We start from the raw sequence: 21562 nt of genomic DNA on the forward strand, positions 1-21562 counted from the left end.
AATTATGACATCGATCCCGTAAAGCATAAGCTCACGGCGCAAGCTCTCAGAAAAACCTTCCAAACCATGTTTGGAAGCGGAATAGGAGCCAAGAAATGGAAGGCCTATCTTACCGGTGACAGAACTCATATTAATAATTCGACCGGGAGCACCTTTTAGTGAGCGATCCGCCCCCAGCCAAGGCAAAAAGGCCTGCGTGACAATGAAAGGACCGACTAGGTTGACTTCGAGTTGAAATCGATACTCATCAACCGACTGGTACATGAGCAGTCCAGACATGGCAATACCTGCATTGTTCACCAGCCCAAACAGAGTTTGACCATTGAGACACTCACGCACCTGGTTTGCAGCTTTGCGGACGCTACCTTCGTCTGTTACGTCGAACAGGAGTGGTGTAAACGCATTACCGAACTCAGCGGATAATCTTTCAGCGTCGTTTGCTTTCCGTATGCTGCCAAAGACGTGAACGCCTTTGTTTATAAGAACTTTCGCTGTACCCCATCCGATACCTGACGATACACCAGTAACAACAACGCTTTTCATAATGTCCTATTATTAAATTTAAGAACCCCTGATTCAAGAATTTAAGTACTTACCTTTCAACGTTTCGCATAAACATAGCCGACACTATCGCAACCGCAGAAACTAACTGCGTCAGGGGAATCGCCATTAATATTTTCGTGATCGCAGTAGCAGAAAACTGTATTTGAGACTACAAGCTTCACGTGGGATTATCAAAGAATTAACCTGGATGTGCGTCTGTGCTTGATTCGGAACCATCTGAGTGGCAATTTCCCAGGCTGGATCTTCTCGATTATCAACAATAACCCGTAACTCGTACTGCGGATAATTTTGGTTCAACAGCGCTCGCAAACAGTCGAGCAAAAATGGATCAGAATCCGTATTTTTCAAGTCCGGCTGATACGTTCAGAAGAATACAGAGGTTATATCGCATCGAAAAAACGCTATTTCTACGGAGTCAGAGTCCAGTTAATCAGTACCAAAAGCGGTATTCCTGTAGAATTTGCCTTTTTACCAGGTAGTGCAAATGATGTGCGTGGATTAAATGCATTACCATTCAACTTACCGCTTGGTAGTGAAGTATACGCGCTATGCAGCATATACTGATTATACCGTAGAGGATGATATGGAACAATCAAGCCAAATATCTCTCAGAGTCATGCGCAAAAAGAATTCTAAGCGTCAAGACCCCCAGTGGAAAAAATACATCAAGCAATGTACGCGACATTATATTGAAACCGTTTTTAGTAGTATTACTTGTGTTTTTCCGAAATCAATACATGCAGTCACTTATGAGGGGTTTTTACTTAAGTTACAAGCATTTATTTTTGCTTTTACTATACAGCAAGCTTTTATTGAATGAGTAATTTTAAAAACTTAAAAGAATTTAAGTCACTTAATACTTAATCAAGCCTGAGGCGCGGTTGCAGGTAGCGTAACCGCCACTTTGTTGTAGGCGTTAAGCGAACGCTCATGCTGAGCGCCTCTGGCGCTTAGCTCTACCGTTTGCGCAGCGCCCCTTTTAGGGGCTAGGTAATCGCTCCCATTGTGATGTATCTCAACTTGATAACCCGCAACTTGCGTTAGTAGGTCGAGGAAGGTACCCTGGTTTTCTTCACTAGTACGACGTTGATTAATAATGTTATAAACAATTTGATCTAACTGCTTAACTGCTTTGCGAAAGCGCAGATGACTAAAAGTGGTCAGCCAATTAGGCACCAAAAACAGAGCATTTCTGCGGTTTACCAAACGATTCATGGTCGCATCTAGAGCAACAGTAAAAACCTCTAACAGCCAGTTGAGGGTACGGAAGATGGGTTAAAAGAGAAACCCGCTAGTCTTTGAGTGCCAGTGTTGTGTACACTAAAGCGTGGAAGCTGATGATTCTTGATAGATGTCGATAAAGCGTGTTGGTGTTATTGGTGGCGGGCAATTAGCATGGATGATGGCGGGTGCTGCAAAGAAGTTAGGAGTTGAATTGGTTGTGCAAACTCCTAGCCCCAACGATCCAGCTGTACCCATATCAGCTAAGGATAACGTTTTCGCTGCAATTGATGACGCTAACGCCACGGCTGAATTAGCAAACAGAAGCGATGTCATCACCTTTGAGAACGAGTTTGTTGATATTGAAGCTTTATCAAAGTTGGCTTCACAAGGCGTTTGTTTTCGTCCTAGACTGGAGGCTTTGACTCCCCTTTTAGATAAATATCACCAACGCTGCTATTTACGCGATTTGGGTTTACCTGTTCCTCGGTTTGTCGCCATAGAACAAGATTGGAAGACAACTGCTGAAGTTATTTTCGCCAACCTAATTGGTTTTCCTGCTGTTTTGAAAGCCCGTCGCCACGGTTATGATGGTCAAGGGACTTTTATCATCAGGGAAATAGAAAGTTTAAAGCAAAAATTAGAAGTCTCTTGCACAAAAGGGGTTGGAAGTCAATCTAATAGTTTTTTATTAGAAGAATTTATTCCGTTTGAACGAGAACTAGCTGTGATTGCTGCACGTTCTGTGAGTGGCGACGTTTGTACCTTCCCAGTCGTAGAGACTCAGCAGGAAGAACAAGTGTGTCGGCGAGTCATCGCACCCGCTTGTGTTTCATCGCAGGTGGCTGTTGAAATAGAGAAAATTGCTAGCACTTTACTAAATAGTCTAGAAGCAGTGGGAGTTTTTGGTATAGAGTTATTTTTGACGGCTGAGGGCAAAGTGCTGGTTAATGAAATCGCACCTCGCACCCACAATTCCGGGCATTTCTCGATTGATGCTTGCGAAACTTCTCAATTTGAGCAGCATTTACGGGCAGTTTGTGGTTTGCAGTTGGGTAACACTGCCATGATTTGCCCTAGTGCTGTTATGGTTAACCTCTTGGGGTATGAAATTTCCCAAAGTGATTATACAATAAAGCGCCAGCAACTAGAGCAGATTCCTCAAGCCCACGTCCACTGGTACGGTAAAACTGAATCTCGTCCTGGGCGCAAACTGGGACACGTCACGGTTTTGCTAGATACTCAAAGTCAGGATCAGGCGATTGCGATAAGCCTCCGGCTTGACGCTTTGCGTATCGCCCAAAATATAGAATCTATCTGGTATCCTCACAAAACCTGCTAGAAATTTTCAACGCAAAAAACACAAAATCTTTTTGAAAGCTATAATAGGTTTGTTGCACTGCTACGTTGGTGACTGCCATAAAGTTTTTTGATCTATGCCTTAAGAATAAGGGAGCCTTACAACTCTCGTGGCAGTAGACCGGGCAAAGTACCCGGAAACTTTAAACGAGTAGCATCAGTTCCCACCTGGTTTATCCAGGTCATAAACTTAGGTAAAACGGCGTCGCGGTGTACCAAAATATCTAGCTCCCTTGCTCAGTTAAGACATGGGAGCTTTGATTTTTGAATTGAATTAGCAATTCATTAAAACTTAAAAATAAGAGAGATAATTTCTAAAAAAACTTCATATATATTTGTGCAGATCTACACACTAATACTCCTATTCTAGGCGTCATAATTGATCAAATAAAGTTCTCATCATAGTAAAAAAATCTGTGTAAAGCGATCCTATATAAAGGTACCAATAAGAGTTAGAATCGCAGAACTAAGCGATCATTGTGGTTATAACTGTAAAGAATTGTTAAATAAACTGATAAAGACCGTGTTTCCAGCGTCTGTTTTCAAACTAGACAATGGTTTAACCTTAATTCATCAAGAAATTGCCACAACCCCTGTTGTTGTGGCAGATATTTGGGTACGTGCAGGTGCTAACTTTGAGCCAGAACCGTGGTTTGGTATGGCTCACTTTCTGGAACACATGATTTTTAAAGGTACTGCAAGGGTACCGCCAGGGGTATTTGATCAAAAGATTGAAAATCAGGGTGGGCTAACCAATGCCGCAACAAGCTACGACTACGCTCATTATTCTCTCACGACAGCTTCCCTACATTTAGAAGAGACTTTGCCTTACATGGGAGAGTTACTACTAAATGCAGCAATACCAGAAGATGAATTTACCCGTGAACGAGATGTTGTGCTAGAGGAAATTCGTCAAGCACATGATGATCCAGATTGGATCGGATTTCACGCTCTTATCTCCAGTGTTTACCAACATCATCCTTACGGACGTTCCGTACTGGGTAGTGAGCAAGAATTAATGAAGCAATCACCAGTTCAGATGCGCTGTTTTCACCGCGCTTACTACCAACCAGAAAACATGACAGTGGTGATTGTCGGCTCAATCGCTGCACAATCTGCTTTAAAATTGGTGAACCAGACATTTGTTAATTTTGTCGAACGTTGCTGTGACTGTCCTCAAAAAAAGGAGGTGGCGAAGCCGGTTATAGCTGGAATTCGTCGTCAGGAACTTTCTTTGCCTCGCCTAGAGGTGGCGCGGTTGCTAATGGCTTGGATTGGACCTGGAGTGGAACAGCTAGAGACTTGTTGTGGATTAGATTTACTTTCTGTTTTACTGGCGCAAGGACGGACTTCTCGTCTCGTGCGTGATTTACGAGAAGAGCAGCAATTGGTACAAGGTATATGTAGTCATTTTTCCTTACAAGAAGACTCCAGTTTATTTACAATCACAGCCTGGTTAGAACCAAAAGATGTGGAACGTGTCGAATCCTTAATTCGTCTACATTTGCAGGATTTAATTGATAATGGAATAAGCGAATCAGAAATACTTCGCGCTCAAAGGCTTCTGTGTAATGACTTTGCGTTTTCTACCGAAACACCAAATCAGCTTGCAGGACTTTATGGATACTACAACACGATTGCCCAAGCTGAATTAGCAGTGGCTTATCCGTGGCAAATTCAATCGTATGATGCCAAACAACTCCAAAAACTCGCACAAGAGTATCTTTCACCCAATCATTACGCGGTTACAGTACTTAAACCCTCTTAGTGACTCGTCATTAGCATCAAGAACTAATAGACCTCTTGCAAAAGTGAGATTTTACGAGGTTCTGTTAACTCAGATCTTGCACCGTAATTCTCGTCCGCCAAGAAATAAATTTCTTGGCTCAAAGTTTAAGTCCGTTAAAACGGACTAAGTAAGTTTTTGAGTCCGTTTTAACGGACTTTGGCTATGAGCCTTGAACTTAAGTTCAAGGCGTACTAAAGTCAAGGTGCAAGATCTGAGTTAAGAGTTAAGCGTTCAGAATTAAGCGTTAAGCGTTCCCTACAACTGCCACGAAGTCTAATGACTAACGACCAATGACTAATGACAAAGGACTAATGACAACATCACAGCAAAAATCCCATATTCATCGCACAGTATTGAACAATGGCATTGTAGTACTGGTGGTAGAAAATCCGGCTGCAGATATTATTGCAGCACGAATTTTTGTCCGCGCTGGTAGCTGTTATGAGAACCAAGAGCAAGCTGGGTTAGCATATTTGCTATCAACGGTACTTACAAAAGGTTGTAATGGACTTTCGAGTTTGGAAATTGCCGAACAAGTGGAGTCGCTGGGAGCAAGTTTGGGTGCAGACATTGCATCTGATTATTTTTTGCTTTCGTTGAAGACAGTCACGTCAGATTTTGCACAAATGTTTACGTTGGCGGGACGAATTTTGCGATCGCCAACATTTCCAGAAGCAGAGGTAGAATTAGAACGACGTGTTGCCCTACAAGATATTCGCTCACAAAAAGAACAGCCGTTTACCATTGCCTTTGATCAACTCCGGGATGCCATGTATGAAAATCATCCTTATGCAAGGTCTGCATTAGGGAATGAAGCCACCATGAGTCGCTTAACTCGAAGAGACTTAGTGGAGTATCATCAGACTCATTTCCGTCCAGAAAATATCGTTATTAGTATAGCTGGACGCATCACACCAGAAAATGCGATCGCTCTTGTGCAACAAGTTTTTGGTGATTGGCAAGCATCCCCCATTCAGCCGTTGCAAAAACTAGATTTACCAGAACTCAATGTTGAACCTCAAATCAAGGTTACACCCCAACAAACCCAACAATCTATTGTTATGCTGGGTTATTTGGGAGCATCGGTGCTGTCAAATGATTACGCCTCATTAAAGTTACTATCTACTTACTTGGGAAATGGTCTTTCCAGTCGCTTGTTTGTGGAACTGCGCGAAAAACGTGGCTTAGCTTACGAGGTATCAGCATTTTACCCAACACGACTCTCAAGAGCATCATTTGTCGTTTACATGGGTACAGCACCAGAAAATACCCAAGTTGCTCTTTCTAGTTTGCGTAAGGAAGTTGATTTACTCTTCACCACAGAACTAGAGGAAGACGCACTCCAAGCAGCGAAAAATAAGATACTAGGACAATACGCCTTGGGCAAACAAACTAATGCACAAATTGCTCAGATGTATGGGTGGTACGAGGTTTTGGGACTGGGAATTGATTTTGATACAGATTTTCAGGAGGCGATCGCCTCTTTACGTGCTACTGATACAATGGCAGCTGCTCACCAGTATTTACGGGAACCTTATATCTCACTTGTAGGTCAAGAACAAGCGGTTCATGGTGCAATTTTAAATTATAATTCCTGAAAAGAGTTATAAATACTGCTACTCTATAGTTGCATTATACACCGATTAGCATGAGATAACCCAGGGGTAATTTCCATGATAAGCAGTATAAAAACAAATCCGTTAAATGACTCACAGTTTCTCAACCCAACCGTAAATTCTAGTGGAAGAAAAACAGAGCCAAGGTATCAATCATTACAAATGCTTCAGATACTGCTATCTTGCGGAGTATCTCTGCTTTTTGGTTTATCTACAGTATCGATTGCATCTCAACCACAACAAATAGCACAGACAACTTCCTCTGAAGGCATCAACCGTCCTACTCTTCAAGTTGGTAGCAAAGGAGAGCGCGTCACGGAACTTCAAGCAGCTTTGAAACTTTTAGGCTTCTACACAGGCACAGTAGATGGGGAATATAACGAAAGTACCGTCCTCGCTGTTTCCCGCTTTCAGGAAGCCGCTGGCTTGAAAGCAGATGGCATTGTTGATACAATAACTTGGCAACGACTCTTCCCTGGTGAAACGACAGTAGCATCATCTGGATCATCACCGAATTCTACAAGCAGACCTCCTCTTGCGTCTGGAACTTCTAACACCAATCAAGTTGTTGTTCCTAGTTCAAATTCAACCGCTTCAACATCAACAACGACCAACACACCATCTGCAACCTCTAAACCAGAGCCACGAGCTGTAACCGGCAATACAACTGCAACCAGCACAACCAGAGAAGATAATTCTAAACCAGAGCCACGCTCTGTGACGCGTAATACCACTGCAACGACTAGAACCAGAGAAGATAATTCCAAAACAGAGCCACGCTCTGTGACGCGCAATACCACTGCAACGACTAGAACCAGAGAAGATGATTCCAAAACAGAACCACGATCTGTGACGCGCAATACCACTGCAAATTCACAGAGAACATACGTACGACAATCAACATCTACTCGCTCTGGCTCAACTCGTTCTGAGCAAAGCATTCGTACTCAGCAAAGCGATCGCTCTGGTTCAACTCGTTCTGAGCAAAGCATTCGTACTCAGCAATCCTCTCGTCCTAGCTCAACGACTCGTACTCAACAAGTTGCTTCAGTTCAATATACCTCAGAAGGATTAGCCATTTTACGTATAGGAATGCGTGGTCCTGAGGTTGTGAGGTTGCAAAGACGACTGCAAAGACTCGGTTTCTTGAATGAGGACGAAGTTGATGGCGATTTTGGCGCATCAACCGAGGCTGCAGTCATAGCTTTACAAAAGCGCTATGGTTTGGATGCTGACGGTGTGGCTGGTGGGGGAACTTGGGAGATTCTTATGAGACGGCGAGGAAGGTGATAACAATTCAAAATTCAAATTACAGAGGAAGATACTGAACCTGTCCTTCCAATTCTCCGTCCAGACTACACTCCACGATGATGAGAATATCCTCTATCACTTGTCCAATTGGCGCATCTACACTAACCTCAATAACTCCTGGCATTGGCTGCCCCTGTGTGAGTCGTTCATAAGCATAACGTGTAATCGTAGCGACATCGTGGGTGAGCAACACTCGGTTTTCTTGGGCTGCCCATGCCAATATGATTGGGTCATCCTGGCCTGATAAACCAATATCTTGGACTCGCACAATATCAATATTCAGGTTACGTCGCAGTAAGCCTCTAACGATAGTATTGTCGAAGTTTTCATCAGCAAGCACCCTCAACATGCTTCCTGCTCAGCCTTACGAGCAAGCAATCTATCACGTAACCCTTGCGGATCAAACCTTTGCTGGTTCATCTTGCGAACTTCATGCGTTTGCTGCTGTCGCTGCTGTAGGTATATCTCAACTTCTTGCTGATGATTGAGGTAAAAGGCAATTGTGGCGTATACATCAGCCAGGTTCAGCGATGGATAACGGTAAACAATTTCTTCTGCTGTTGCTCCTTGTTTGAAAACAGCAACGACCGTATCCAGTGTTACACGAGTTTTGCCTACCCGAACTATACCATCAGCGTTAGTTTCTAATGGCGCAGGCTCAGCTATGATTGACAGTGCCATAAAAGTTGTACTAAGATTTCTACTCTGATAGTAACAAACGTCCGTCTGCTTCACCGTCGTTGTTATGCCGCAACCCTAATTGCCTTGAGGAGAACTGCTACCACTCAAGATGCCGAATGTGAGATTATAACTGTGTTGTTGCAACACCTCAAAAAGTGAGACAATCATGGCAATCTATCTGGACTCAGCAATTGTATCTGAAGCTGAAATTGCCAGTCGAATGGGATGGGTAAAAGGCATCACGACGAATCCAACGCTTTTAGCAAAAAGTGATAATCCACCCGAAACCACACTGAAAAAATTAACGCAGTTGACTTCAGGACCAGTATTTTACCAGCTCATGTCGTCTGATTTTGAGCGGATGCTGACGGAAGGGAGGAAAGCTTTTGAGATTATTGGTCAGCAAACGGTGTTAAAGATTCCAGCAACACCAATTGGATTTGCTGTCGTAGCGAGTCTCTCGCCAGAGATAACTTGTTCAGTAACAGCCATTTACAGTGCAGCACAGGCAGCAGTGGCACGGGAGGCGGGTGCTAGAATGGCGATCGCCTATGTCAATCGTGCTACCCGTTTATTAGGCGATGGAATTGCCTTAGTACGAGATATGGCTAGCATACTCAATGGCAGCAATACAGAAATTTTAGCAGCTAGCATTAAATCACCAGAAGAAGCCGCAGCATCACTACAAGCTGGTGCTCATCATCTGACTTTACCTTTGTCAATGTTACAGGCTATGGCGACTCATGAATTTTCAGACAAAACAGTAGAAGAGTTTGCCAAAAACGGCATTGGTTTAACGATTTAATCCGTTGTAGAGGATGTTCAAACAGGGAACGCTTAACAGGGAATAGGGAACAGAGGAAGCGATTTCTTGACCCCCTGATAACTGGTAACTGATAACTCAATACGCTTGCTGTTAAGGATTGATCCTCCCTAGCCCTCCTTAAAAAGGAGGGAACTGAGCAAGCTTTTTAACTCTGTTGGGGGATCTTAACAAAACTAAACACCACTAACTGAACCGTATTGACTGATAACTGATAACTGATAAAAAAGCCTGGTAGCTATCATGCAACCAGGCGATATTTAAGTCACATAGTAATGAGGAAGAAGATTATACTGCGCTGTAGAAATTTCTAACAATTTAGCACAACAATTTAGTGGGCAGCTTATTCGAGATTAACTTTGACAACTTTGTTTTTCGCTTCTTCCTTTTTAGGCAATGTCAGATTCAAAATACCGTTTGTATATTCTGCGGTGACTTTGGTGTTTTGAATATGAGTAGGTAAAGGAATGACGCGTTGAAATTTTCCATACTGGAATTCACTGCGCGTATAGCCTTTCCCTTCAGTTTTGGTTTCAGACTTACGCTCACCGCTGATAGCAACGGCATTTTCTGTCACTTGAATATCTATATCTTTGGCTTCTAAGCCTGGAACTTCTAACTTCAGATGGATCGCATCATCTGCTTCAGTCAGTTCAGCTGCAGGAAATTTTGTGAAGCCTTCCCAATTTCTAGCCGGCGCTAGAGTTTCATCAAATAGGCGGTTGAGTTGATCGCTGAGAGCATTAAATTCTTGTCTGGGGTTCCAACGACTTAACATATATAGTTCTCCCTCTTCATCTTTGAAAATCATTTTTTCCATCAAGTCAGGAATCAAATCCTTCCTTTGATTCCCATATTATTGCAAGATAAAAATACTGTCGGTTCGGTTCTTATCACCAAAGAAATCTTAATAACCGACCACAAAATTAGACATAATATAAGTCGTTCAACAAAGGGTATTGCCCACTCCACTGCCACAAGGTAAACTAAATCCTATGTTTCCAACTTTCTTACCAACTACAGTTGGCGAACTCACAGAACCCTCCTCGATTACTCTTGCTCAGAGTATTGAGCAGATTGCTCTGACGACTCCCTTGAGTACACAACCAATCACTACCACCTATGTGCGTCAAGGGAGTGGGGGTACACCTTTGCTGTTGATTCATGGCTTTGATGGTTCTGTATTGGAATTTCGTCGTCTTGTTCCTCTACTTGCGTTACAAAACCAGACATGGGCAGTCGATTTACTCGGTTTTGGATTTACAGATAGACCAGTCGGAGTTAAGTTTAGCCCCGTCAGCATTAAAACCCATCTCTATTATTTCTGGAAAACCCTAATTAACAAACCCATCATTTTAGTAGGCGCTTCGATGGGGGGTGCAGCAGCGATTGATTTCACCCTAACTTACCCAGAAGTCGTCCAAAAGCTGGTATTGATTGATAGTGCTGGTTTAACAGGTGGTTCCCCATTAAGCAAGTTGATGATTCCACCGTTAGATTATTGGGCAACTCAATTTTTGCGTAGTCCCAAAGTTCGGGCAAGTATTTCCCGCACTGCTTATAAAAACAGGGAGTTAGCATCACTTGATGCCCAATTATGTGCAGCACTACACCTAGAATGCTCCGATTGGCACAAAGCCTTGATAGCTTTTACCAAAAGTGGTGGTTACAGTGCTTTTAGATTTAAGAAACTAGCAGAAATTGTACAACCAACGCTTATTTTGTGGGGTGATTCTGACAGGATTTTAGGAATTAGAGATGCCAACAGGTTTAAGCTGGCGATTCCAAATAGTAAACTCATTTGGATTAAAGATTGTGGTCATGTTCCTCACCTGGAACAGCCGCAAATCACTGCTCAGCATATTTTAGATTTTCGGGATGACCACTTGCATAAGTTGGTCTAACGCGTAGACTCCCCATAACATAAAATTAATGCTCTATACCGTTGACAAAGTGAGTTGCACATCTAATGCCTGTCAGAGACCGCTATCACCAGAGTGTCAAAAATGCCCTCATTAAAGATGGTTGGACAATTACCGACGATCCGTTGCATCTGAAGTGGGGCAAACGAGATATGTACGTTGACTTGGGAGCAGAGAAACTGATCGCCGCCCAGAAACAAGGACGGTGTATAGCGGTTGAAATTAAAACGTTTCGCAGTGTATCGGACATGACCGATCTCGAACAAACGCTGGGACAATACCTTGCATACCGTTCTGTTATGACTAGAACTGACCCAAATCGCTCTTTGTATCTTGCCGTTCATGATGAAGTGTATGCTGATCTCTTTGACGAACCCATTGCTAAACTTTTGGTAGAGGATTACAAAGTAGACATTGTTGTGTTCAAACCAGAACAGGAGGTTATTCTCAAATGGATACCCTGGACCAATACAGGCAGTTGATTCGGCATATTTTAATCGAACACACAAAAATTCCCTTCAGCTACGGTGAGATTCAATTTGAGACAGTCTTTGACAGTGAACAGGATCGATACCTCTTAATGATCTTGGGAAGAGAACCAGCCTATGATTTTTCTCCAACTGTCACGCGCCGGGTTCATGGTTGTCTGATTCATATTGACATTATTGATGGCAAAATCTGGATTCAGCGGGATGGTACAGAAGAGGGTGTAGCAACAGAACTAGTCAGGGCAGGCATACCTAAGGATCAGATTGTGTTAGGCTTCCGTTCTCAGGAACTGAGGCAGGATTCAGGATTTGCAGTTGCGTAACTGCGGGATTTTCATTTGCATAGTTAGGACTTAGGCACCATCTGCTACAAACCCGGTTTCTTCGTTCGTATTTGGTTGCGAAACAGACGATTTTTGATAGAAACCGGGTTTGTTTGCGTAATACCAATTTGAAAAAAGAATGCGACAGATACACACTCCCAAACCCTTGTTATCTTAGGCTTTCTTCATTTTGATAGCGCAGCGTGCCGCAGGCATACTTTGAATGAGACCGCCACGCTCCGCTCGCGGCGCTACGCGATTTTGAATTGGTATAAGTCCTGATAGTCTGAAGTTCCAGTCAGCCCCGATTTTCGGCAATATTTTAAGTACTATTACTTATCGACAAATAAACCTTAACCTGTAAGCGATGTACTCACTTAGTATATTCTGGGAAGCTGTCTTGGGAAACTTTCCGGAAAAGCTCTGTTATCTCGTGTTATTTAATGCATAATTTCTCTTAAAAGCAAGTAGTGATGGCAACCAAACTAATCGAGTTAGAGGATGGCACTTTGGTAGAGGTAGAAGTGCCAGAAGATCAAGCAAAACAGATTTCAGGTAGTGCTGCAGATCGGGTTAGTACAACTTTTAACAAAATTAAGCCGATTTTGGTGAATACGTGTCGTCCGATTGCAGATGCTTGGCAGGAACTCAATCAAGAGATGCAGATTGAGCAGGCAGAGATTGAAATCGGCTTCAGTTTTGAGGGAGAAGGTAATGTGTACGTGACCAAGGCTAAAGCTGGTTCTAATTTAAAGGTCAAACTGGTACTTAAACCCAAGGCTTAAGTTAAATGAGTTCAATCTTTCAAGACTCAGTGATTTTAATCACTAGTAGCGACCCCAACCTGCAAAAGAGGAGAGTCTTTGGCACGGGGTTTGTTATCCACCACACGGATGAAGCCAGCTACCTGCTAACTTGCGCTCATGTGGTGCGGGATGTAGGTGGGGAAGCGTTGGTGCTGGCAGATAGCATACCTGCAACGGTAGTGGCAAACGGGGAATCAAAGGGGTTTGACTTGGCAGTGCTGCGTGTCCAGAGACTGTGGTGCCCTGCATTGCGCTTGTCTGTGTCTAGTGCCGCAAAGCACTTTGCGATTGCTGGTTTTTATGCTTTCGACCAGAAAGAGACTCGGTTGCTTAGAGAGATTCAAGGCTATTTGGGCAAGCAAAGTTTTATTCCCTCTACGGATGGTCGCGATACGCACAAGCTAAAGCCAGAGGCTTATCGCATTAAAGCTTGGGATTTGCATATTGAGGGCGAAGATATCTTACAACCAGGGTACAGTGGCTCACCCGTGGTGGATAGAACTAGCGGGGAAGTGTTGGCAATGGTCAGCCACCAAGTTGGTAAAGGGGAAAAGGGTCTAGCGATCGCTATTGAAGCTATTCAAAACATTTGGCACTCAATGCCATATGACTTATTAAAGACCGACAATGTAATTTTTGAACCGGGAGTAGATTACACGCGGCTGCGCGAGTTTTTAGCAGCAGGGAAATGGAAACAAGCTGATCAAGAAACGGAAATGCTCATCCTGGAAGTTGCTGGTCGAAGGGGAAATTTGCTTAATGTTGAATCGATCAAAAAATTGCCATGCTTAGACTTACGCACCATTGACCAGCTTTGGGTGAAATTTTCTCAAGGACATTTTGGCTTCAGCGTGCAGAAGCAAATCTGGGAGCGTTAGGGAAAATGAGAATCACCAGAGAAAAAATCCAATGGTTTTTATCTCTTTAATTACCGGGCTAATCATTGCTACTGCAATAGGTGCATCAGTAATTACTGCTGTTATTCTTAAACAGAGTAGTACAAGTGAAAACAATTCTACAGCCTCACCTACGCGTACCGTTGCTCAATTACCTACTACTTCACCCACGCCAACGGTTGCCGCATCCCCTACAGCTTCACCCACGCCAACGGTTGCGGAAACTCCTACAGCTTCACCCACACCTATCGTTACCGAATCCCCTACCGCTTCGCCATCTGGGACTGCTGTTTCTCTTCTAGATACGGAATGTCTTAGTTCTACTCCTGGCGTTGAACAATCTTTAGTAAAGCCGCGTGAACCAAAAAACATTGCTATAGGAGGGGAAGCTTTGCCTGAAATCGCTTATTTGTTTAGCGAAAGTAGTGAGCCTTATCCTTATATTTCCAAGAGTAAAGCTGCTGGAGTGTCATGCGTTCTTAACTCTAAGTTTCGACAATTAAATTTAGTTGTTGGAATAAATGGCAAACATCCTAGTGCTCGTCAAGATGAGAAGATAGTATTTGACGTAAGTGTTGACAACAAATTAATAGCTACAAAAGATTTGACAATCGCGGCAAAGCAAGTTCTAAACATTAATGTTGAGAATGCTCGCAGCGTTGGCATAAAAGCAAGTTGTCTAAAAGATAATAATTATTCTTACTGTCCTTATGTTGCGTTTGTAGAAATGAGTCTACGCTAATCTAATATCAGTTATCAGTGAACACTTATCAGTTATCAGTTATCAGTTACCAGTTATCAGGGGGTCAAGAAATCGCTGACTCTGTTCACTGTTTACTGTTCACTGTTTACTGTTCACTGTTTACTGTGTTGTGTTAACGCACCCTACTGTTGTAATTTTTAATTCCTTAGTCCAGCAACCACATTGGGGAGGAATTGTCAACAGATTCTTCGGTCTTCTTTATCGGCTGTTTTTCTGGTAGGTCGTATGATTTTCTATAGCTTTTTATTGATTTTGATGATTGAGTTTTTTCCTTTTCCTGTTGTGATGATTGAGTGTTTTGCTTTTGCTGTTGTAATGCACTGATTGTTTCTGTCAGTTGTGAATTAGCTTCTGCTAGTTGTATAGCAGCCTGTTTTGCATCATCAAGCTCTGTTTTCAGCTTTGCTGCTACTTTTTTGTGCTTAGATACATCTAATTGTAAATCGGTGATTTGCTCCTGAAGAGAAGCTTCTTTTTGCTGTGCTTTTCCTAAAGCTTCTTTTAGTTCTTTGACAACAGAAGCCTCTTTTTTCTGTGCCTTGTCCACAGTTTCTTTCAGTTCATTAACAAGATAAGCTTCTTTTTGCTGTGCTTTTTCTAAAGTTTCTTTCAATTCATTAACAAGAGAAGCTTCTTTTTGTTGTGCTTTTTCTAAAGCTTCCTTCAACTCTTTGACAGTTACTTCTAACTCGGCTTTTGTTGCTGTTGTACGCCTAGACGTTGTTATCTCAGCTGCTTGTGGTTCCTCCTTTAGTTGAGATGAACCATCTTCTTTCTCCGTATCATTATCTGAGGAAGCGGAGGGATTATCATCAGAAATAGCAACAACATCAATAGTTGTTTCACCTTCTGGTGGTGAAAATTTTTGCGCTTCTTGTTGTAATAAGTCAGAAAGACGTTTTTTAGTCATATTCCCTCCAATCACGCTTTAGTTCTTCCGCTACTTGACGGTAGTCTGACGCCGCCTCCTGTGCATTCTTTCCTCGCCATTGGGTAATTGGTACACCCTCAAGCGCAGCTCGTTCGTGCGCTTTGTAGATGCGGATGAAAGCTTTACAAGCAGGAATTCCCATCTCCTTAAGAGAGTTTTGAGCTTCCAGCACTTCCCCTAAACTCCGCGTATCCACCTTAGTCAGCAAAACCCGATGGGGTTTCCCAACAGGATTGACGACTTGTTGGATTGTCTCGATAAGGACAGCTAAATCCATTGGTGCACATGGCGTAGGCAAAACCAAATAATCAGCTACAGCAACGACCGCCGCTAAAGCTTCAGACCGCAGCGCCGGAGGCGTATCTACCATTACTAAATCGTAACCTGTTATTCCTCGTAAATAACCTAAAAGTTTGGGGTCGGTTGATTGTGATAAATCAAATCCCATACTATTTTCACTGCGCCCAAACCACCAACTGGCAGAACCTTGAATATCTGCGTCGATTAAAAGAACCTTTTTTTCTTGTGCAAAGGTTGCAGCCAGGTTGACAGCGGTCGTTGTTTTACCGACGCCTCCCTTACCGTTGAGGATAGCGATGATTTTTGGCACTGTTTGCATCCGACACTCTTACACAGAATATAACTCTTGAAAGAGAAATGGGGAATCGGCGCATAGGCAGAATAATTTCACACTTGTGAATCACACAAGAGTTCCTGCAGAAAGTCACAATAGAAGCAATCAACGCTCAACGCCACAAGTGTTTATGAGAGCAACTAACAATCTGCCTAATGGACCGAAAATGCCAGTTTTCCTGCGCCGGATGAAATTTATTTTTCAGCCGTTGGAATATGTGGAAGATTTTGCCAACAAATACGGTGATAACTTCACTCTTTGGAGTCGTAACGATTCTCCTGCTATCTTCTTCAGTCATCCTCAAGCACTGCAACAAATTTTTAATGCGGATTCGAGTTCCTTAAATGCTGGAAGTGGAAACCGAGGTTTACAATTTTTGCTAGGTTCTAATTCCCTGATTCTACTGGACGGCGGTCGCCACCAACGCCAACGTCAACTCTTGACTCCTCCTTTTCATGGTGACCGGATGCGGACTTACGCCGAAACTATCCGCGAAATCACGCGCCAGGTGAGCGACGAATGGAAAATGGGTAAGCCCTTTAATATCCGTGCGTCGATGCAAGAAATTACTTTGCGCGTCATTTTACGGGTGGTGTTTGGCTTAGATGAAGGACCTCATTTGGAAAAAATTCGACAATTGTTGAGTTCACTGTTGGACTCTATAGGTTCCCCCCTTTTGTCCGCTGGCTTCTTTTTTCGGTTTCTACAAAAAGATTTCGGTGCGTGGAGTCCTTGGGGGCGAGTGCTACGCCTGCGACAACAAATAGATGAAATGATTTATGCGCTCATTCGGGAACGTCGCGTCCAATCTCCTCAAAATCGGCAAGATATCCTCAGTTTGATGATGTCTGCTCGTTATGACGATGGTCAACCGATGACTGATGAAGAGTTACACGATGAGTTGATGACGCTGATGGTAGCGGGACATGAAACGACTGCTTCAGCCTTGAGTTGGGCGTTTTACTGGATTGATTATTTACCAGAAGTGCGCGACAAGTTGCTGAGGGAACTGGACACCCTTGGCGACAAGCCAGATCCAAGTATTGTTGCCAAATTGCCTTACCTGACAGCAGTCTGCCAAGAAACCCTGCGGATATATCCGATTGCGATGAATGCTTTTCCTCGGATTGTGCGATCGCCTATAGAAATTCAAGGTTACACACTCCCAGAAGGAACAGTGATCATTCCCAATATCTACTTAGCACACCACAGGGAAGAAACTTATCCACAATCAAAGCAGTTTAAACCAGAACGTTTTTTAGAAAGACAATTTTCGCCTTATGAGTATTTGCCTTTTGGTGGTGGAAATCGTCGCTGTATTGGGCTGGCATTTGCTCAGTATGAAATGAAACTCGTATTGGCGACAATTTTATCGCGCTTTCAAGTCTCCTTGGTCAATAGGCGTCCTGTGCGTCCTGTGCGTCGTGGTCTTACCGTAGCACCACCAGCAGGAATGCAGATGGTTGCAATGCCTTTGGAAAAACGTGTTAATACTCCAGCGCTTGTTTAGGTCATGAGGGTGGGCGATGCCCACCAATATTTTCGCACCAATCTTCGCAATTTGCTATCTTTTAAACAGAATTTATAGTATCTGAAGTTTTAAGTGGTCAACGCAATTTGACCGTGAACCATATTCGTCAACTGGCAGAGTTTTTTCACATTTCGCCAGCTGCTTTTTTTGAGGCATAATGAGAGAAAAAATTTTAGAAACCATTATTGCTGCATTACAACCAGAAGATTTTGTTTTAGCTTTATGGCAAGGTGGTTCTGCTGCTCACGGGTATACAGATGAATGGTCTGACATCGATATTGAAGTGATTGTTGAAGATAATTACGTTCAACAAACCTTTGATATTGTTGAAGCTGCATTGCAAATAATTTCTGAAATTAACTTTAAGTATAGAGTTCCTGAACCTACATGGCATGGTCACTCACAATGCTTTTATCAACTTGTGGGAGTGAGTCCTTTTTTGGCGATTGACTTTGCTGTTATGAAGCGTAGTAGTCGTAACGATTTTTTAGAGATGGAACGACATGGACAAGCAGTGATTGCTTTCGATAAGGCTAATCTTATTGTTTCAACACATTTAAATCACCAAGAGCATTTTTCCAAAATGAAAGCAAGGTTTGAGCAGTTAAAAACGATGTTTTATTTTTGGCAAATATTCGTCAAAAAAGAAATCAATCGTGGACATTTGGCGCAAGCTATTGTCAACTATCAATCCTATACACTGCGACATTTAGTTGATACACCTACGTATGTAGAAAGACAAGCAGATTTACAGCTTTATCAAGCTCTGAAGCAGGGTGATTTTTGTTACATCTTCAACTCCCGCCAAATGGGGAAATCTTCACTTTTAGTGAGAACTAAGCACCGTCTCCAACAAGAAGGGTTTATATCATGTCCGCATAATCGCTTACGATTAAGCTCCGATTTGAATCCACCAATGAAAACCTGTTAAGCCTCGAATCAAATCTTGCTGTTGAAGTAAAGATTGGCAACGATGAAATAAAACTTCCTCTAAATCATCAAGTGTTTTAAATGAGCGATTTGCGATTGGTTCATCAACCAAAGTCCATAATCTAACTGAAGAGTTGTAATTCTGGAGAATGGGATGGTAAAAGTGTTAAATGTAAACATAGCTGGAACTTCTAAATCTTTGCTAATATGCCATCCGGCTTGGTCACGGGGTCTTACACGTAAAAAATCTGGCAGCCTTCTGTTTGTGGATCTGTGGGCGTAGTCGGGTACTCGTTTTATTAAGGCTGCCAGATTTTTAGGGGACAATGCGTCAACGGCTAAAAGAACATGTTTTTTAGCACCTAATTTGAACTCACGAGCAAAGTCAGCTAAAACTTGATTAAAGAGTTCAGTATTGACGTATGGCAAAATCCACCAATAAGTTTCTCCTGACTTAGGATGTACAAATCCATACAACCATAACCATTGAAATCTCCAATTAACATTGGCAATTGGTGTTTCTCCCTCAGGTACGTAAACTCGCCTGAGAATTGGCTTTAGCCCTAAGCGATGTTCATCTTCGCACCACAATTGAATTTCAGCCTCCGGATAAGCACTTTTAAGTTCTTCAACTTCTGTTGCTAGTTTTTTTTCCAGGCTTCTTGCTCTACTAAGTCGCTTTCTGTGTGAGATGGGCGAGGTACTCGCAGCTCTTTTAGTCATCTGCCGTAATATTTCCCATCCTCTTTGTCGGCTAACCGTTGTCCGTGTGACTTCACTCAACCAATCTGCCACTTTACGACCATTCCATAATCCTCCATCTGGAGCATTGTCTTGTAAAACCTGCCATAGCCGTGCTTGCTCAACATCCTCAATTAACGGCTTTGCTCCTTTATTTTGACTTCGGCGTTAAGCGTAGCTCTGCCGTAGGCAATCGCATAACCCAGAAATGCCCAACTCGTTATACCTTTTTACCAATGCGTAAATCCATGTTCTGCTATAGCCCGTTATTTGCTCTACTTCTTCTGTTTTCTTGCCTTGCGCTAGTAACCATATAATCTGATACTGACGACTTTCTATTCCTTCCTTCGCATGTTTATAAAGTTGCTCTAATTCACAGATATTTAAATGCTCGACTATACTGATTCGTTTTGGCATAACTCATATTTTTACTCCTTAGCTTTATCGTAAGCGATTATGCGGACATGATATGAATTCTTACTGAATATTTAACCACGAATTTCGTGGATTTCCTAGATATATCAAAATAGCTGATTTATTTTTTTTGAATGAAATTACGTCCAGTCAATCGGAATTTATTGAAATAATATTAACTTTGTATATTGACAAAAATATTGTTTTTTAAAAACAATTAAATAGCGATTTCTGATTTTGCAGATAGGTGAGAGAATTTCCTGTTTTAGTCTGAACCAATAAACTGGTGAATTCGATAATTTCTTCTATGCTGCTCATCATTACAGTTCGCAACTTTTCAGACATCCTTTCAGCGCTTAATTCCCTTAAACCGTTCTTTTGCGACCTGGAATGCATCTTGCATCACAGATTGAATTTTTTGAGGATCTGGTTTCTTTCCACCCATTAAATCACCAAAGTAAACGCAAGCAGCTTCTCCAAGTGACCAAGTGTAAGCAGCAGCCCAAGAAGCAGCTATCACACTGCCAAAACCTGGTAGGAATTTGACTAACTCACGTGCGATCGCTCGTGCTAAGAAACCACTGGCGATCGCACTCACAACCCCCCCCGCTTGTGATGGCGTCAGCGTCTGTCCATACAATTTCCCCAGTAGCCCCACCATCGAGACTTGCAAGGCTGTGAGTGCTGGCATCGTTGCAAAGGGTAGCGGCACAGCTGCGATGGTAGCTGATATAGTCGCAAATACCAAAACATAGCGACGTCCAACATCCCGGTAAAGATTACCAAGTTGTTTGCCAGTCCCTTCATCCAACAACTGATATATCGTTCGGGCTTCTGCTTCTGGTAGTAACTCGGCTATTGCATCTCTCAACGCCTCTAACCCATAAAACACAGGGGTGTACCCATCTTCTTCCAGGGTAAAATCAATTAGGACGGCGCGATCATACAATCCTACAAAAGCTTGCTGCATTGCAGTGAATGCTCGGTTAACCTCTTCAAAATCTGGTGGATATTCAGGATGATCATCTGTACCAGGAGGATAAACCTCATGCAAGCAAGTCACCGCCAGTAAACAGGGAATATCTGGATACTTCTGACGCAGTTGCTGAGTAATTTGTCGCAACGTATCAGTTGCAAAATCATTGATCTTAACCGTCAGAATCAAGATTTTGGCGCGACGACTTTCCTGTTGTAAATCTCCAACCAATTCCTGAACAATGACTTCAGTATCCTGGTTTACATCTCCCAGTCCGACAGTATCTGTAAAAATAAGTACTGGCAAGTCAGTTGAAGGGTAAGCATAACGCTGAGTGTGTTGTGTGTGTGGACGAAATCCTTGACCGACAATTTCTGCTGAAACTCCCGTCAGCCCTCGCACAATCGAACTTTTACCTGCTTGGGGCTTACCAATCAAAAGGGCTTCAGTGGTTGGCAGTTCTGCTCGAATTGTCTCCAAAATCTCTGCAACCTGAGCTTCACTAACGCTAAACCACCCAACAACCGTCTGTGATATTTTATCTACGGGTAGCACTTTCATCAAGCGTGCTGTTGTCTCGTTCCAAACACCTGAAAGCTGGTTTGTCAGTGAACTATCGACCGACTTAGTTGTCACGTCAGTCGATTCACTTGAGTGTTGAGAATCAGCGGATGGTAAATCAGCGTCACGTTGTTCAGTCATTTGCGTCAAAACGGCAGCACGCCCTGAATAACTTTTTGTTTGCCAGTATCCAGATTTAGGATAACTCAGATCTTGCACTAGGATTCTCGTCCGCCAAGAAATAAATTTCTTGGCTCAAAGTTCAAGTCCGTTAAAACGGAC

22 protein-coding genes, 1 other RNA gene and 3 pseudogenes are annotated in these 21562 nt (G+C 42.8%); 15 read left to right on the forward strand and 11 right to left on the reverse strand.

The window, feature by feature from the left end; genetic code table 11:
• Positions 1-543 (reverse strand): SDR family NAD(P)-dependent oxidoreductase (locus DP116_RS09250; protein WP_246275547.1); only part of this gene is annotated, 543 nt, incomplete at its 3' end.
• A 354-nt stretch (positions 544-897) separates the two neighbouring features.
• On the opposite strand from DP116_RS09250, the pseudogene DP116_RS30710 reads away from it, so the two are divergent.
• Positions 898-1384, forward strand: a pseudogene (locus tag DP116_RS30710) (transposase); the annotation flags it as partial.
• A gap of 44 nt (positions 1385-1428) precedes the next feature.
• Here the strand turns inward: DP116_RS30710 and DP116_RS09260 are convergent.
• Positions 1429-1779 carry a hypothetical protein gene (locus tag DP116_RS09260; protein ID WP_169154916.1) on the reverse strand — a complete coding sequence of 117 codons (351 nt, stop codon included), beginning with the start codon at positions 1777-1779 and terminating at the stop codon, positions 1429-1431.
• Positions 1780-1921: 142 nt separating this feature from the next.
• Here DP116_RS09260 and DP116_RS09265 point away from each other — a divergent pair, with 142 nt between their 5' ends.
• From DP116_RS09265 to DP116_RS09285, 5 genes are all read left to right on the forward strand, one after another.
• Positions 1922-3127, forward strand: coding sequence for a 5-(carboxyamino)imidazole ribonucleotide synthase (locus DP116_RS09265; RefSeq protein ID WP_169154933.1), 1206 nt, complete (start codon positions 1922-1924; stop codon positions 3125-3127).
• A gap of 51 nt (positions 3128-3178) precedes the next feature.
• A non-coding RNA gene (ssrS, locus tag DP116_RS09270) (6S RNA) lies at positions 3179-3362 on the forward strand.
• 305 nt (positions 3363-3667) lie between these two features.
• Complete coding sequence (locus tag DP116_RS09275) at positions 3668-4912, forward strand: insulinase family protein (RefSeq protein ID WP_169154917.1); 1245 nt, start codon at positions 3668-3670, stop codon at positions 4910-4912.
• 332 nt (positions 4913-5244) lie between these two features.
• Positions 5245-6531 (forward strand): M16 family metallopeptidase, encoded by a 1287-nt coding sequence (locus tag DP116_RS09280; RefSeq protein ID WP_169154934.1) that lies wholly within the window; start codon positions 5245-5247, stop codon positions 6529-6531.
• A gap of 75 nt (positions 6532-6606) precedes the next feature.
• Entirely contained in the window at positions 6607-7839 is a 1233-nt protein-coding gene (locus DP116_RS09285) for a peptidoglycan-binding domain-containing protein (RefSeq protein ID WP_169154918.1), read from the forward strand.
• Positions 7840-7858: 19 nt separating this feature from the next.
• Here DP116_RS09285 and DP116_RS09290 read toward each other — a convergent pair whose 3' ends face one another.
• Both DP116_RS09290 and DP116_RS09295 read right to left on the reverse strand, forming a co-directional pair.
• A complete protein-coding gene (locus DP116_RS09290) occupies positions 7859-8209 on the reverse strand; it encodes a DUF5615 family PIN-like protein (RefSeq protein WP_169154919.1) in 351 nt (116 codons plus the stop codon).
• Complete coding sequence (locus DP116_RS09295) at positions 8203-8541, reverse strand: DUF433 domain-containing protein (RefSeq protein ID WP_169154920.1); 339 nt, start codon at positions 8539-8541, stop codon at positions 8203-8205. The genes DP116_RS09290 and DP116_RS09295 overlap by 7 nt, the downstream gene beginning before the upstream one ends.
• 166 nt (positions 8542-8707) lie before the next feature.
• Here DP116_RS09295 and DP116_RS09300 point away from each other — a divergent pair, with 166 nt between their 5' ends.
• Positions 8708-9346 carry a transaldolase family protein gene (locus tag DP116_RS09300; RefSeq protein ID WP_169154921.1) on the forward strand — a complete coding sequence of 213 codons (639 nt, stop codon included), beginning with the start codon at positions 8708-8710 and terminating at the stop codon, positions 9344-9346.
• Between the two features lie 361 nt (positions 9347-9707).
• Here DP116_RS09300 and DP116_RS09305 read toward each other — a convergent pair whose 3' ends face one another.
• On the reverse strand, positions 9708-10175 hold the full coding sequence (locus tag DP116_RS09305; protein ID WP_246275550.1) for an Hsp20/alpha crystallin family protein: 468 nt from the start codon (positions 10173-10175) through the stop codon (positions 9708-9710).
• Between the two features lie 184 nt (positions 10176-10359).
• Between DP116_RS09305 and DP116_RS09310 the strand changes: the two genes are divergently transcribed.
• The 6 genes from DP116_RS09310 (at position 10360) to DP116_RS09335 (ending at position 14541) form a co-directional block, all read left to right on the forward strand.
• On the forward strand, positions 10360-11268 hold the full coding sequence (locus tag DP116_RS09310) for an alpha/beta fold hydrolase (protein ID WP_169154922.1): 909 nt from the start codon (positions 10360-10362) through the stop codon (positions 11266-11268).
• A gap of 65 nt (positions 11269-11333) precedes the next feature.
• Positions 11334-11768, forward strand: coding sequence for an element excision factor XisH family protein (locus DP116_RS09315; RefSeq protein WP_169154923.1), 435 nt, complete (start codon positions 11334-11336; stop codon positions 11766-11768).
• Entirely contained in the window at positions 11738-12097 is a 360-nt protein-coding gene (locus DP116_RS09320; RefSeq protein ID WP_169154924.1) for a XisI protein, read from the forward strand. The genes DP116_RS09315 and DP116_RS09320 overlap by 31 nt, the downstream gene beginning before the upstream one ends.
• Positions 12098-12570: 473 nt before the next feature.
• Complete coding sequence (locus DP116_RS09325; protein ID WP_048867222.1) at positions 12571-12882, forward strand: CU044_2847 family protein; 312 nt, start codon at positions 12571-12573, stop codon at positions 12880-12882.
• 5 nt (positions 12883-12887) lie between these two features.
• Complete coding sequence (locus DP116_RS09330; protein ID WP_169154925.1) at positions 12888-13781, forward strand: GUN4 domain-containing protein; 894 nt, start codon at positions 12888-12890, stop codon at positions 13779-13781.
• Between the two features lie 31 nt (positions 13782-13812).
• Positions 13813-14541, forward strand: a complete 729-nt coding sequence (locus tag DP116_RS09335; RefSeq protein WP_169154926.1) for a hypothetical protein — start codon at positions 13813-13815, stop codon at positions 14539-14541.
• Positions 14542-14707: 166 nt separating this feature from the next.
• Here DP116_RS09335 and DP116_RS09340 read toward each other — a convergent pair whose 3' ends face one another.
• Together DP116_RS09340 and DP116_RS09345 are read right to left on the reverse strand one after the other, a co-directional pair.
• On the reverse strand, positions 14708-15472 hold the full coding sequence (locus DP116_RS09340; protein WP_169154927.1) for a hypothetical protein: 765 nt from the start codon (positions 15470-15472) through the stop codon (positions 14708-14710).
• On the reverse strand, positions 15465-16103 hold the full coding sequence (locus tag DP116_RS09345; RefSeq protein WP_169154928.1) for an AAA family ATPase: 639 nt from the start codon (positions 16101-16103) through the stop codon (positions 15465-15467). The genes DP116_RS09340 and DP116_RS09345 overlap by 8 nt, the downstream gene beginning before the upstream one ends.
• A 154-nt stretch (positions 16104-16257) precedes the next feature.
• Here DP116_RS09345 and DP116_RS09350 point away from each other — a divergent pair, with 154 nt between their 5' ends.
• Together DP116_RS09350 and DP116_RS09355 are read left to right on the forward strand one after the other, a co-directional pair.
• The gene (locus DP116_RS09350) at positions 16258-17637 is read left to right on the forward strand and encodes a cytochrome P450 (RefSeq protein ID WP_169154929.1); all 1380 of its coding nucleotides are present in this window, start codon (positions 16258-16260) and stop codon (positions 17635-17637) included.
• 178 nt (positions 17638-17815) lie between these two features.
• Positions 17816-18589, forward strand: a complete 774-nt coding sequence (locus DP116_RS09355) for a nucleotidyltransferase domain-containing protein (RefSeq protein ID WP_169154930.1) — start codon at positions 17816-17818, stop codon at positions 18587-18589.
• Here DP116_RS09355 and DP116_RS28515 read toward each other — a convergent pair.
• The 4 genes and pseudogenes from DP116_RS28515 to DP116_RS09370 all read right to left on the reverse strand — a co-directional run.
• Positions 18551-18813 (reverse strand): annotated as a pseudogene (locus DP116_RS28515) (IS630-like element ISAva6 family transposase); the annotation flags it as partial. The gene DP116_RS09355 and the pseudogene DP116_RS28515 overlap by 39 nt on opposite strands.
• 111 nt (positions 18814-18924) lie before the next feature.
• Positions 18925-19479 (reverse strand): annotated as a pseudogene (locus DP116_RS09360) (transposase); the annotation flags it as partial.
• Between the two features lie 18 nt (positions 19480-19497).
• A complete protein-coding gene (locus DP116_RS09365) occupies positions 19498-19746 on the reverse strand; it encodes a helix-turn-helix domain-containing protein (protein WP_169154931.1) in 249 nt (82 codons plus the stop codon).
• A 346-nt stretch (positions 19747-20092) separates the two neighbouring features.
• Positions 20093-21421 carry a YcjF family protein gene (locus tag DP116_RS09370; RefSeq protein ID WP_169154932.1) on the reverse strand — a complete coding sequence of 443 codons (1329 nt, stop codon included), beginning with the start codon at positions 21419-21421 and terminating at the stop codon, positions 20093-20095.
• Positions 21422-21562: the final 141 nt, after the last annotated feature.

It is taken from the genome of Brasilonema bromeliae SPC951, from assembly GCF_012912135.1.
Lineage (GTDB): Bacteria > Cyanobacteriota > Cyanobacteriia > Cyanobacteriales > Nostocaceae > Brasilonema > Brasilonema bromeliae.

What these genes read in the sequence shown, in the direction of transcription:
- DP116_RS09350 (WP_169154929.1), top strand. Translation starts at nt 16,258, where the DNA reads ATGAGAGCAACTAACAATCTGCCTAATGGACCGAAAATGCCAGTTTTC.
- DP116_RS09330 (WP_169154925.1), top strand. Translation starts at nt 12,888, where the DNA reads ATGAGTTCAATCTTTCAAGACTCAGTGATTTTAATCACTAGTAGCGAC.
- DP116_RS09305 (WP_246275550.1), bottom strand. Translation starts at nt 10,175, where the DNA reads ATGATTTTCAAAGATGAAGAGGGAGAACTATATATGTTAAGTCGTTGG.
- DP116_RS09295 (WP_169154920.1), bottom strand. Translation starts at nt 8,541, where the DNA reads ATGGCACTGTCAATCATAGCTGAGCCTGCGCCATTAGAAACTAACGCT.
- DP116_RS09370 (WP_169154932.1), bottom strand. Translation starts at nt 21,421, where the DNA reads ATGACTGAACAACGTGACGCTGATTTACCATCCGCTGATTCTCAACAC.
- DP116_RS09325 (WP_048867222.1), top strand. Translation starts at nt 12,571, where the DNA reads ATGGCAACCAAACTAATCGAGTTAGAGGATGGCACTTTGGTAGAGGTA.
- DP116_RS09320 (WP_169154924.1), top strand. Translation starts at nt 11,738, where the DNA reads ATGGATACCCTGGACCAATACAGGCAGTTGATTCGGCATATTTTAATC.
- DP116_RS09300 (WP_169154921.1), top strand. Translation starts at nt 8,708, where the DNA reads ATGGCAATCTATCTGGACTCAGCAATTGTATCTGAAGCTGAAATTGCC.
- DP116_RS09260 (WP_169154916.1), bottom strand. Translation starts at nt 1,779, where the DNA reads ATGAATCGTTTGGTAAACCGCAGAAATGCTCTGTTTTTGGTGCCTAAT.
- DP116_RS09335 (WP_169154926.1), top strand. Translation starts at nt 13,813, where the DNA reads ATGGTTTTTATCTCTTTAATTACCGGGCTAATCATTGCTACTGCAATA.
- DP116_RS09285 (WP_169154918.1), top strand. Translation starts at nt 6,607, where the DNA reads ATGATAAGCAGTATAAAAACAAATCCGTTAAATGACTCACAGTTTCTC.
- DP116_RS09315 (WP_169154923.1), top strand. Translation starts at nt 11,334, where the DNA reads ATGCCTGTCAGAGACCGCTATCACCAGAGTGTCAAAAATGCCCTCATT.
- DP116_RS09290 (WP_169154919.1), bottom strand. Translation starts at nt 8,209, where the DNA reads ATGTTGAGGGTGCTTGCTGATGAAAACTTCGACAATACTATCGTTAGA.
- DP116_RS09280 (WP_169154934.1), top strand. Translation starts at nt 5,245, where the DNA reads ATGACAACATCACAGCAAAAATCCCATATTCATCGCACAGTATTGAAC.
- DP116_RS09355 (WP_169154930.1), top strand. Translation starts at nt 17,816, where the DNA reads ATGAGAGAAAAAATTTTAGAAACCATTATTGCTGCATTACAACCAGAA.
- DP116_RS09340 (WP_169154927.1), bottom strand. Translation starts at nt 15,472, where the DNA reads ATGACTAAAAAACGTCTTTCTGACTTATTACAACAAGAAGCGCAAAAA.
- DP116_RS09310 (WP_169154922.1), top strand. Translation starts at nt 10,360, where the DNA reads ATGTTTCCAACTTTCTTACCAACTACAGTTGGCGAACTCACAGAACCC.
- DP116_RS09365 (WP_169154931.1), bottom strand. Translation starts at nt 19,746, where the DNA reads ATGCCAAAACGAATCAGTATAGTCGAGCATTTAAATATCTGTGAATTA.